This window comes from Streptomyces albidoflavus, assembly GCF_000719955.1.
Classification (GTDB): Bacteria; Actinomycetota; Actinomycetes; order Streptomycetales; family Streptomycetaceae; genus Streptomyces; species Streptomyces albidoflavus.
Window position 1 is genome coordinate 145,203 of sequence record NZ_JOII01000011.1, and the last position, 12,110, is coordinate 157,312.

Sequence of the window (12,110 nt, forward strand, 5' to 3'; positions counted from 1 at the left end):
GGGTGCACGAACGTCGGGGCCTCCGGTCCGGGGCACGGATCGGCACAGGAGACGCGTGAGTAGGGTGACTATTTGATCGATCATTTATCGGTCTCTATTCGGAGGGCAAAAAAGGGTGGAAAAAACGGAAAAATAGGTCAGCGAGTGACTGTGGTCACCGGCGGCAGTCGGGGCATCGGCGCGGCGATCTGCCTGCGACTGGCGGCCGAGGGGCACGATGTGGCCGTGGGGTACCGGTCGGATGCCGAGGCTGCCGAGGGCGTGGCCGAAAGGGTGCGTGCGCTGGGGCGGGCGGCTGTGGCAGTCGCGGTCGACACCGCCGACGCGGCAGACGTGGACCATATGTTCGATATCGCCGCCGAGCGCCTGGGGCCGGTCACCGGGCTGGTGAACAACGCCGGCGTGAGCGGGCCGGTGGGGCCGCTGGCCGAAGCCGATCCTGAGGGGATGGGGATGCGGCAGGCCCTGGAAGTCAATGTTCTCGGATACCTGCTGTGTGCCCGCCGGGCCATCGGCGAGATGACGGCGGGCGGGGCGATCGTGAACATCTCCTCCGCGGCTGCGACCCTCGGCAGCCCCCGGCACCTACGTTCACTACGCCGCGGCCAAGGCCGCCGTGGACGCCATGACGGTCGGGCTGTCCAAGGAGGTGACGGCCGACGGCATCCGGGTCAACTGCGTCGCTCCGGGAGCGATCTGGACCGATTTCCACGCCGACCCGCAGCGGCCCGCCAAGGTCGCGGCACTTGCCCCTATGGGCCGCGCCGGCCAGCCTGAGGAGATCGCCGGAGCGGTCGCCTGGCTGCTCTCGGACGACGCCTCCTACGCGACCGGCACGGTAATGCGGATCGCCGGCGGGATGTGACCACGGACGACTCCGGCGCCTCGGACAAGGCCGGCGGCCCCTCTCACCGTGAGTCCGTTCCCATGCAGGGCCGTACCAGCGCTCCCGTGCGACTCTCGAACGCGATGCTGGGCAAGGGTGTCGAGCGGAGAGGCTCACTGCTCGGGGGAGCTGGTGCGCCCTGACGGTCATAGTCAACCTGCGGTGCGGAGGCATGAACACCCAGCCCGCCGGTCGCGGGCTTCTTGCGCGAGTCCGGCGTCCGGCACGTGCGCGCGTCAGCGTGCTTCGGTGGCCCGGCGGTAGGCGCTGGGCGTGACGCCGCGGGTCCGTTTGAAGGCCACGCTGAACGCGAACGGGTCACTGTAGCCGACGGTGCGGGCAATGGACGCGACGGTAGCGGAGGGCTGCTCGGCCAGAAGGTCCGCGGCGAGTGTCATGCGCCAGTGGGTGAGATAGGCCAGCGGCGGTTCACCGAGTAGCTCGGTGAACCGCTTGGCCAGTGTCGAGCGGGACACCCCGGCACGCCGGGCCAGCGCGGCCACCGTCCAGGGCGCGGCCGGTTCGGCGTGCAGCAGGCGCAGGGCCTTGCCGGCCACCGGGTCCTTCTGCGCGGACCACCAGGCCGGGGGTCGACGACCGGGCTCGTCGAGCCAGGTGCGCAGCGTGCACACCAGCATCCAGTCCAGGAGCCGGTCGAGCACCACCTGTTGGCCCGGTTCGTCGCGGGAGACCTCGACGGCGAGGTGATCGAGCACCGGGTCGCCGTCGCCGCCGGCGGGTACGCGCAGCACGACGGGCAAGCTGTCCAGCAGCCGGCGGCCGATCTCGCCGCTTACCGGGTAGGCGCCGATGACCAGGGTCGTTGTGCCGTGCCCCGCCCCGTCCTCGCCGGGTTCGTGCCAGCCGAGCCGGTGGCGGGTGCCGCCCTGCTCGGGGGTGGCGCACTCCGCGCTGCAGACGAGGGGTTCGACGGTGGTTGCCGGGTCGTCGACGAAGGTGAAGGTCGCGGGGCCGCGTACCACGACCGTGTCGTGGGGGCCGAGTCGTTCGGGCGGATAGCCGTCCAGAACGATCCAGCCGGCGCCTGTGAGAACGGTGCACAGCGTCAGTGGGGGCCCGTCCACGAAGTGCAGGGACCAAGGTGGGGACAGCGTCGAACTACCGAACAGTGAGCCGTGCGCTCTCACGCCTCGAAACAGCTCGCTGCTGATGTCCACCCCACCAGAGTAGACGATTACAAAGGCAAGGCGGCTCTTCACCCATGGGAACGTCCGGGCGGCCCGTGTTGAGTGGAGCCATGAACACACACACTTGTCTTGTGGTTGGCGCGACCGGCCGGACGGGGCGCCGTGTCGCAGCCCGGCTGCGACTTCGCGGCATCCCGGTGCGCGCGGCCTCCCGGTCCAGCCAGGTCCACTTCGACTGGTCCCAGCCGGCTGGCTGGGACGCCGTCCTGCACGGCATCTACGCGGCCTACGTGGTGCCCCCGCCGGTGCCGGGCCCGGTGCACGCATTCGCGGCGCGGGCAGCGGCCGCCGGGGTGCGACGGCTGGTGCTCCTCTCCGGCCGCGGTGCGGACGGCTGGGGCGGCTCCATGTTCGGGCGCAACATGGTCTCCGCCGAGGAGGCCGTCCGCGGTGCGCCTCTGGAGTGGACCGTGCTGCGAGCGTCCAACTTCGCCCAGAACTTCGGCGAGGACGTATTCCACGCACCGCTGCTCGCCGGCGAACTGGCGCTGCCGGCCGGGGACGTTCCCGAGCCCTTCGTCGACGTGGAGGACATTGCGGACGCTGCAGTCGCGGCACTGACCGAGCGTGACCGGCACGTGCGGCAGGTCTACGAGCTGAGCGGGCCCCGCCCCGTCAGGTTCGCCGAGGCCGTCGAGCTGATCGCGCGGGCATCCGGACGGACGCTCACCTACCGGCAGATCACCTGTGACGCGTACGTGGCGGAGCTCGTCGGGCAAGGCGTAAGCCGGCACGAGGCCGACGAGGTCGCCGAAATGTTCGCGTTGATGGCGGGCGGCTCGGTCTCCGAGACGACCGGCGACCTCACCACCGTGCTGGAACGCGCGCCGCGAACCCTCGAGGAGTACGTCGTCCGCGCGGCCGCTGCCGGCGTCTGGAATGCCCCGCAGTGAGGCGCCGACCACACCCCGGCCGCTCACGGACCGCATCCCCGCACACCCACACCCGCGAAGACCTCCGAAACCCGGCCCACACCTAAGGACGTACCGCCATGAGCACAGACGAGACCTCTCGCACCCTTCTTGTCACCGCGCACCCCGACCCCGGCTCCCTCACCCACTACATCGCGGAACGTCTCAGCACAGCCCTGCGCCCCGGCGCCGTCGAGGCCGCAGACCTGCACCAGGAGGGCTTCGACCCCCGGTTCACCTCGGCGGACCGTCGCGCCTACCAGGAGGGCGGCGGCCACCCACCCGACGTGGTTCGCGAGCAGCAGCGCCTGGATTGGGCGACCGACCTCGTTCTCGTTTTCCCTGTGTACTGGTGGTCCGTACCAGCCCTCCTGAAAGGGTGGATCGACCGGGTCTTCGTCAACGGCTGGGCCTTCGAGTACGCCGCCACAGGAGGAGTACTGCCCAAGCTCCAGCGACTCACGACGCACCTGCTACCGATAGCAGGCGCCGACGCCGGCGCATACGAGCGGCACGGCTACGAGATGGCGCTGCGCACACAACTCACGCACGGTCTCATCGACTACGTCGGCAGCCAGCGCGGAGCCACCGCCTTCGTCCACGACTCCGAACAGCCCTCCACCGGGGCCGCCGTAGACCACGCGGTCCGCACGCTGGCCAGCGCCGTCGGAGCCCCTGTTTCCCGTTCCTGACCCGGGGCCCGGTGGAAGTGGGCCGCAGTGGCTATCCGTCCCTGCCGGGTCCGAGGTGTTCGCCCAGGAACCGCTCCACCGCGCGGTAGACGGCGGTCAAGTTCTCCGGGTTCTCGATGGAGTGCCCCTCGTCCCCCATGAGGATGTACTCGACGAGGGCTCCACGCGCCCGGAGGGCATGGACCATGTTGTCGGATTCCGCCTGCGCCACTCTCGCGTCGTTGGCGCCCTGGGCGATGAGCAGCGGTGTGCGGATCTGGTCCACCCGGCTGATCGGTGAGCGGGTCAGCATGTCGGCTTCCTGGTGCGGATCCGCAGGGTCGCCGACCCAGCGGAACCAGTTGGCGGCAAGGGCCGGCCGGACGAACTCCGGCTGATTGCGCAGGAAGTTCGCAAGGTCGGAGACCCCGAAGATGTCCACGGCGGCGGCGAAGACGTCGGGGGTGAAAGCGGCGCCCACCAGCGCTGCGTAGCCTCCGTAGGAGCCGCCGAGGATGGCCACCCGGTCCGGGTCCGCGTATCCCTGGGCAACGGCCCAGTCGACCCCGTCGATCAGGTCATCGTGCATCTTGCCGGCCAGCTCCCCGATACCGGCCTTCATGAACGATTTGCCGTACCCCGTGGAGCTGCGGAAGTTCACCTGCAGGACCGCGTAGCCCCGATTGGCCAACAGCTGGACCAGAGGGTTGAAACCCCAGCTGTCCCGGTCCCAGGGGCCGCCGTGCACGAGCAGAGCCAGCGGCAGTCGGTGCGGCTCCACCCCGAGCGGCAGCGTCAGGTGCGAGGGAAGCGCAAGACCGTCCCGAGAGGTGATCGTCACCGGTGTCATAGACGCCAGTTGCTCGGGATCCAGGTGACCACGGGGACGGAACAGGAGCCGGCTCTCGCCTGAGGAATGGTCGTAGTAGTACGCGGCCCCAGGATCGCGGTCGTGGGTGAAGCTGACGACCCACCGCTGCCCGGTCTCGTCTGACGAGATGTCGGCCAGGTCGCCGGCGGACAGTTTCTCCAGGTTTTCCAAGACCTCGGCGAAGTGCGGGTCCAGCGCCTTGATCACCTGTCGTTCCCCGAGATATCGAACCCCGATGAGTTCACCGGTACGCCGACTGAAGATCAGAGGGGAGGGCAGCGAGGGAAACACGCGGGCCCGAGTGTCCAGGTCGTAGCGCGGGTGAGAGTCAACCACAGTCTCTTCACCAGTCACCGTGTCCAGCCGGACCACACGAAGCCTGTCCGAGTCCTGGTACGAGCCATGGAGCACACCACTTCCGTCAGGAGTGACCTCCAACGGATAGACGCCCAGCGGATAGTCCCCACCCTCGAACCACGCCAGGTGGCACGAGGTCTGCGTGGACTCGTCCCACCGTGAGAGCCGTAGGTCGCCTCGTTCGCTGACCTCGCTGGTGAGGGGGCCCGCACTGCCGCCGTAGAAGAGAGTGACGGCCGCGCCCGCGGTGTTCTCCGCGAGCATCCGCAGGTCACCGGTGGCGATATCCAACTCGAAGAGGTCGAACACAGCGGGATTCCGGCTGTTGGAGGAGAACACCGCCTTCCCCGGCCGAGAGGTAGGAAGCTTCAGATCTGTGATGCGCGCACCGGGAAACGGCGTCAGGTCGACAGCCGCTGCGTCCGGGACGTCGAGATCGACTCGGTACAGGTGACTGTTCTCGTCGCCGCCCTGATCCCGGGTATAGAGCAGCCACCGCGGATCATCCGTCCAGTGATAGCTCAGCAGGTTGCGGTCCTCAGAGGTGACCCGCCGCGCCTCCTCCGGCGCTTCGACACTCCCGACCCACAGGTTCAGACGGTTCTCCCAAGGAGCCAGATAAGCAATCTTTGTGCCATCCGGCGAGATAGAGGCCCTCGAACGCCTTGGAGGCGCGAAGAACTCCTCAACGCTGATGATCGTCGGCAATGCCATATCAGTCCTTCCCGTTGTTACGCCGGACAGCAACGGCAGAACCCCGGCGGTGGCAAGGAACCTGAGCGGGTACGCAACCTTGAGTCGCCGCCTTCCCGCAGCCACAGCTGTCACTTAGTGACAGTGTCACTAAGTGACAGGTTGTGTCAACTGTCGCTGCGGACAGTCGGCCAGATACCGGGAGACGGTGAGCCTGCACGGCATGGATGCCGTATCGACTCTCCGGCGGGCCGGTCGGGCCGGAGGTTCAGGTCGTCCCGGGCCAGGATCCGGTGGACGGTGGCAGCCGGCACCCAGAGATCGGGCCGAGTTCGCCCGGGTGCCACACGGGCGGCGACAGGTCATCTCCGAGGGCCGACCAGCGCATGGGCGGTGATGCATGCCGACGGCCATCAATACAGCGGGGCAACTGGCGGGCGCAGCGTCGGGCGGGGCCAGGGGCCAGCCGGCGAGCCCGTCCGGGTCGGACGGGGCAAAGAGGGCGACGGCCGACCATGCGACGACCGGCAGCCAAGCATGCTGTGCGCCGAACAGGGCCGCACCCAGGGCCGCGAATCCGGTCAGCCCGGCCGCATTCCAGGCCAAGAAGCCGACTGTCGCAGCCTTCACACACCCCAGGCGCGAGCAGTTCCTGGCAAGGTTCCCACTCCCGCATGACCTCCGTCTCATCGCCACCGAGGGCCCCTGCCATCGGTCCGGCCAGCGCACCCACCCGGGCAATCGGGCCGCCGCTGATTTCCTCATGGTCGACCTCCTGTAAGGCGCCGAGGCGGCCGCGGGTGCACCCGCACCCTGATGCCGCCGGCAGGCGGGTCAAGGCGGCCGGTAAACACTCGACCAATTCGCCTTCCCCCCTGACCGCAGCCCCTCAGCCAGGCCGTGCGGGCGCATGCAGTGCGTGGCCGCACATGATCGCAGCGACGGCATGAAGCACCGGCCCATAGAAAGCGCGTCCGCCGAATCGGACGTCGCCGTGACCGATGCGAGTACACACGCCTCCGGACGGGCTGCGCGCAGCCCGTCCGGAGCGGATGGAGATCGGAAGTGCCGAGTCAGGTGCGCTTGGCAGGCAGCAGTCCCGCCACCTTCAGCCGCTTGTCGGAAGCCCGGGCGGCCCAGGCGACGACCAGGACTCCGAGGGCGAGGAGCGGGTAGCCCATGGCGATCTTGGCGAAACCCAGCGAGCCGACCTCGTCGGCCTGGTAGAGGTACTGCTGAACGGCGAATCGAGCACCGAAGATGACAGCCAGCACCAGGGTGGCGATGTCGTAATAGAGCCGCGAACGCCCGTCCGCACGCCAGACAACACCCTTACCGGTCGTCGCGTTCCAGATCAGTCCCGCCAGAGGCCAGCGCACCACCACAGAGACAACAAAGGCGACGGCGCCGGCCAGGCTCGCCCAGATGCCGATGAGGAAGAAGTCCTTGGCGGACCCCGTATACCAGGAGACGCCGGCTGCGACGGCTACGCCGAACACGCCGCCCAGCGCCGGCTGGATCGACTCCCTGCGCACCAGCCGCTGCGCCGCGATGCCGCCGGCGACCAGGAGAGCGGCCAGGATGCCGACCTTGAGTCCGCCGACGCCGTTGGCGACGACGAACACCAAAGCGGGCAGCGCCGAGTAGACGACACCTTTGACTCCGCCCGCCTGTTCGAGCACCGTCTCTTTCCCCCGACCTGCCTCCCGCGCGACAGCCGCCTCCCGGGAACTCGTGTCCTGCATAGCGATCCACACCTCTGGGTCAATTTAAGCGTCAGCAGCTTGCGTTGACGTCACTAAGTGACACATTGCCATTAAACGCCAGTCGTCGCCACCCTGCCTGATGTAACCCACGCCACAACCCCGCGAGATCTCGCACAGTGAGTCGCTCGTCATCAGGGCTGGCCGCCGGGTGCGCACGGCTGCTCGCCGTCGCCCGCCAGGAGAGGGCGCGAGGCCTCGATGGCAGTGCTCGCGCGGTTCGGTGGGAGCCTAGGCCCGAGGGGTCGTGCGCGCGCTACGGACGGCGATGAGGGGCAGCGACCAGGGGAGACAGACAGCGCAAGCTGGCGCGCGCCGTCGGCAACCCACCTACGACGTCGCCTGCTGATGTCCGGCTGAACGGAGAACCCAGGCCGAGTGACTGCGACGAAGGGTCCGCACGCCGCAGCCGACGACGACCCGCGCTTGCTATGGATCGAGCCGCCCGCGTGGCGCTCGTTCATCGGACCGGCCCCTCGAGGTCGCCGCCACGGTTCCGGACGGAGGAGCTACTCAGCGGACTCGATCACGTCGTGGTCCTGCCTGCCCGGCTCGCAGCACGGGCGCTGCGCACTGCACTAATCTGCCATGCTCTTGAACGGATGAGCTTCGTCGAGCAACCGACCGTCGCAGGCCCTTTCATCCAGTCGGCGAACGAGCCGGCGCGTTCGGCGTCACAGGTACTGCCCTTGCCGAGCATCGTTGTTCCGCACTCCGGCGTTCGGTTAGTCGAGCGTCCGGTTCCATGGAGTCAAGCCAGTGACGCTGGTCGAGCGGTCGTGTCAGGCAACGACGGCCAAGAGCCCCGGCCGTCGTTGCCTGATCCGTGCCCCGCTGCCCACACCCTGACGCTCCTGAGGAATATTGCACGTATGACTACTGTGTTCTCTCGCATCATCACTGGGGAGTTGCCCGGACTCTTCGTCTGGCAAGATCCGGAAATCGTCGCTTTCCTCTCCATAGCTCCGTTGCGGCCTGGCCACACCCTTGTGGTGCCACGACGTGAGGTCGATCGGTGGACGGACATCGACGGGCCCCTCCTGACGCGTTGCTTCGAGGTGGCCCAAGCCGTGGGGCAGGGGGTGCAGCGGGCCTGGAACGCTCCGCGCGCCGGGCTCGTCGTTGCGGGCTTCGAGGTACCGCATCTGCATATACACGTCGCGCCGGTCTGGGACATGACCGACTTCGATTTCAGCAAGGCCAAGCAGGAGGAAAACCCGTCGGCGCTGACCGGAGCAGCGGTAAAGCTGCGTGCCGCCCTGCTGGAACTGGGTTATGAACAGGCTCGGGGCTGCACCTCCGGAGCATGAACGATCACGCAGCCTGTCGGTATCCGTTCGAGGCTGACGTGGCATCACCAAGAGGCCGGGCCGCGTCCGCTCGCCACCCAGGAGCACACGGCTCATGCCCCCCGTTCGCCCTCAGCCCTCCACACCTGTGGGTGGGCAGTTGCAAGGATCGGCCAGCCAGGAGGGGCGGGGTGCGTCGGAGGCTGCTGACGTGGGTCCGGTACACCTCGCCCCCCCTCGAGATCGACGGACCACACGGACGACTCCTTGCCCAACTCCCCTCCCTCCGGCCCGGCGCCCTCGGCGAGGGGGGCTCGACGCCGTCCACGCTCTACAGCTCCTTCTGGGTGAGTTCGCAGACCTCCACCCCGCCCTCAGTACGCTGCACGGCGACACCTTCGGGCGCCGACTCGGCGGGTACCTCGGCGACGTGGACCGGGTCACCCACGGCGCCACCGGTGGCCGTGCGGACGGCATCGGCGATGAAGGCGAAATTCTCGTCACCGAGCTTCCGGGGATCAGTGCCGTCCAGAAGGCCTGCTCCCACGTACTCGTTGAGGACTCGTAGGGCGGCAGAAGCAGCCGCGGCGTGCAGACGTACCTGCAGGTCGTCGTGCTCACGTCCGAGCCGGGTCGCGATGACTGCGGCCAGTTCGTGTTCGACTTGATCGCATGCCATCAGCCAGGCCGTACGCAGGGCCGGCTCGGTATCACCCAGTCGCATCATCTTCACGCCCAGCCCGGCATCGGCCTGCTCCTGCGTGTCGATCTCGCTGACCAGCCGCTTCGCCTCCGTGGCAAAGTGCTCCTCCAGCGAGCGGTGCAGCGGCCAACTGCGCAGAGTGGCCAGTTCCCACTCCACGCTCTGCGCGATGATCGGCTCTGCACAGCTCTCCTTGCTGCGAAAATGGCGCCAGATGGTGCGGGTCGACAAGCCCACCGCCTCAGCGATCTGGTCACCGCTCGTCCCGTCGACGCCCTGCGCCCAGAACAGACGTGCAGCCTCCCGCGAGATCTCCAGACGTACACGACGACGACGCTGCTCGCTCATCCCACCGCGGCCGCGCCTGGCCGTGGCCTCTTCCTCGGCCATCTCTTCACCACCCGTTCCCATAATTTTCACCTTGCGCCACATTGGCACTAAGTGACGTTTTTCGCCAGTCTCTCGCGGCACAGCTCCAGCATTGCCCGGCCCCGATTCGCAGCCCGAGTGGACCGACAGGTGGATCTCGCCGCGAAACCGGTCAGGTGCGACGACCGCACCCCGGGAAGTGCGCCCGAACGACTTCACAGCACACTGCCGCGGACCCGAAGTCGACCGAGCCCCTCGCCGCGTGGCCACGCGGCCACACGGCGAGCCAGGATGGCGGGACCCACTTGCCACACTCGTCACTTAGTGACATTGTCACTAAGTGACAGGATGGTGGTCGGCCGATTCCTTGCAGGGGTGACCTACGCGTGTGAGTGCCGCCCTTCCGCGTCTGCCCGCACCAGAAGCCAGGAGTACTTCATGAGGAAACGATCAGCCGCAACCGCCGCAGCACTGATCACGGCCTGCGCCGTGACCGGCGCCCTCACGGGGGCAGCCGTCGCCACGCCGGGCCGGGTGACCGACGGCAACCGAGCAGAGAAAACAGTTGTTGCCACGGCCACCCGTTCGGTGACCCATGAGGAGAATGAACGGGTGCCGGAGGGGGCGCGCTGGACCCAGCACTACTTCCCCTCCTCGGACGGCTCCGGGACCGAGCTGCATGCTGATGTGCTGCTTCCTGCGGACCTCCCCGAGGGCGCGAAAGTTCCCGTGATCATGTCGGCCGGCGCGTACTTCGGCCATTCGGGGGAGATGGAGGTCGAGGAGGAGCATGCCGGCCCTTCGGAGCGCTTCCAGGACCTCCTGGAGGGGGCCGACCTGTTCGGCAAGGGGTACGCCTTCGTCATGGTGGACACGCGCGGCTTCGGCGGCTCCACCGGATGCCTCGACCTCGGCGGGCCAGGAGACCAGGCCGACGTCAAGGCCGCGATCGACTGGAGCGCGAAACAGTCGTGGTCCACCGGAGCGGTGGGAATGTACGGCAAGTCCTTCGACGCCTACACCGGCCTCCTCGGCAACAACGCGAAGAACGACGCGCTGAAAGCAGTAGTCGCCCAGGAGCCAATCTGGGACCTGTATCAGCACCTGCACTCCAACGGTGTTCCCCGCCCGAACAGCGTGCAACTACCCACCAGCTACAACCGCATCGCCAGCCTGGCCCAGTTGCCGGACGAGGACGAGCACTACCGGACCAACTCCGCGTACGAGACGAAGCACCCCGAGTGCCTGGCACTCAACTCCTTCGGCCCTACCATCGGCGACCCGGAAGACCCTTACTGGAAGGACCGCAGCCCCGCCGAAAAGGCGAAGGGCACCGACACACCGCTCCTGTTCACCCAGGGCATCGCCGAGACCAACACCCTCCCCGTGGGGATGCAGGAGTTCCTCCACAACCACCGCGGCCCGCAGCGCGCCTGGATCGGCCCCTGGGACCACGTACGCGGCAACGACCGCACGCAGGAAGGGAAGTTCGCGATGGGCCGCGCGACCTGGTTCAAGGAGACAATGTCCTTCTTCGACGAACACCTCAAGGACATAGATCCCAAGGTCACATACCCGAACTACGCCGTCCAGGACAACCTCGGCAACTGGCGCGCCGAGAAGTCCTGGCCCACAGCGAACCGCTCCGCGAACCTCCGACTCGGCAACGGCTCGTACCTGGACAGCGGAGCAGGCTCACAGCCCACACCACCGGAAGAGGAAACCGGTCGTAATGCCGGAAGCTTCTTCATCTGGTCCGAACCTCTCAAGGCAGCCACCCGAGTCACCGGCACACCCAGGATCACCCTGACGGCCAGGGGTGAAGGCAACGTCATGGTCAAGCTGCACGACGTAGGCCCCGACGGAAACGCCGTCGCATTCGACGAGCGAGTCTCCCGCCTGGACCAGGACCACCTGAACATCAGCCTGAAGTCGACCGACTGGACCCTGCGAGCCGGCCACCGCCTCGCCGTGGAAATCGGTTCGGTACGAACCGGCGACTGGCTCGACACCCCCTCCAAGCAAAAGATCCAGATCAGCAACGCCCGCCTCCATCTGCCCCTGGACCACCCGGCCGAAGACACCGCCACCGACGGCGACCGAGCCCCATGGATCGACACCTACACACAGATCAACGCCGCGAAGCCGACGCCAGGCCCCGCCACCTTCACCGTGCCCCCAGCCGATACACGACGCTGAGGAACGCCACACCGCTTGGCATCCTGATCACGCCAGTCTGCGAGAGGCTGTCAAACCATCGACCCTGTCTCACTGCCTCCGAAGCAGATCCCTAAGGGCTGTCCCGTAACTGCTGGTCACAGATGAGATGATCTTGGCGTGGCTGGTGTGATCACTGCGTCGGAGCCGTCCTGGATTGCCCCGTTCAGCG

8 protein-coding genes and 1 pseudogene are annotated in these 12,110 nt (G+C 67.7%); 5 read left to right on the forward strand and 4 right to left on the reverse strand.

The window, feature by feature from the left end:
• The first annotated feature begins 132 nt into the window (after positions 1-132).
• Positions 133-865: pseudogene (locus tag IF45_RS31400) on the forward strand (SDR family oxidoreductase).
• A gap of 257 nt (positions 866-1,122) precedes the next feature.
• On the opposite strand, the gene IF45_RS0115040 reads toward IF45_RS31400, so the two are convergent.
• Positions 1,123-2,064, reverse strand: coding sequence for an AraC family transcriptional regulator (locus IF45_RS0115040; protein WP_030307868.1), 942 nt, complete (start codon positions 2,062-2,064; stop codon positions 1,123-1,125).
• Positions 2,065-2,144: 80 nt separating this feature from the next.
• Here IF45_RS0115040 and IF45_RS0115045 point away from each other — a divergent pair, with 80 nt between their 5' ends.
• Positions 2,145-2,987 (forward strand): NmrA family NAD(P)-binding protein, encoded by an 843-nt coding sequence (locus IF45_RS0115045; protein WP_003949696.1) that lies wholly within the window; start codon positions 2,145-2,147, stop codon positions 2,985-2,987.
• A 98-nt stretch (positions 2,988-3,085) separates the two neighbouring features.
• Positions 3,086-3,697 (forward strand): NAD(P)H-dependent oxidoreductase, encoded by a 612-nt coding sequence (locus tag IF45_RS0115050; RefSeq protein WP_003949695.1) that lies wholly within the window; start codon positions 3,086-3,088, stop codon positions 3,695-3,697.
• Between the two features lie 31 nt (positions 3,698-3,728).
• Here the strand turns inward: IF45_RS0115050 and IF45_RS0115055 are convergent, their stop codons facing one another.
• Both IF45_RS0115055 and IF45_RS0115060 read right to left on the reverse strand, forming a co-directional pair.
• On the reverse strand, positions 3,729-5,618 hold the full coding sequence (locus tag IF45_RS0115055) for a S9 family peptidase (RefSeq protein WP_003949694.1): 1,890 nt from the start codon (positions 5,616-5,618) through the stop codon (positions 3,729-3,731).
• Positions 5,619-6,670: 1,052 nt separating this feature from the next.
• Positions 6,671-7,342: a DUF3159 domain-containing protein gene (locus tag IF45_RS0115060; protein WP_008405917.1), complete on the reverse strand. Its 672-nt coding sequence runs from the start codon at positions 7,340-7,342 to the stop codon at positions 6,671-6,673.
• 890 nt (positions 7,343-8,232) lie between these two features.
• Between IF45_RS0115060 and IF45_RS0115065 the strand changes: the two genes are divergently transcribed.
• On the forward strand, positions 8,233-8,670 hold the full coding sequence (locus IF45_RS0115065; protein WP_030307871.1) for an HIT family protein: 438 nt from the start codon (positions 8,233-8,235) through the stop codon (positions 8,668-8,670).
• A gap of 310 nt (positions 8,671-8,980) precedes the next feature.
• On the opposite strand, the gene IF45_RS0115070 is transcribed toward IF45_RS0115065, so the two are convergent.
• Entirely contained in the window at positions 8,981-9,742 is a 762-nt protein-coding gene (locus IF45_RS0115070; protein WP_049978650.1) for a TetR/AcrR family transcriptional regulator, read from the reverse strand.
• Between the two features lie 417 nt (positions 9,743-10,159).
• Between IF45_RS0115070 and IF45_RS0115075 the strand changes: the two genes are divergently transcribed.
• Entirely contained in the window at positions 10,160-11,920 is a 1,761-nt protein-coding gene (locus IF45_RS0115075) for a CocE/NonD family hydrolase (protein ID WP_008405913.1), read from the forward strand.
• Positions 11,921-12,110 lie beyond the last annotated feature (190 nt).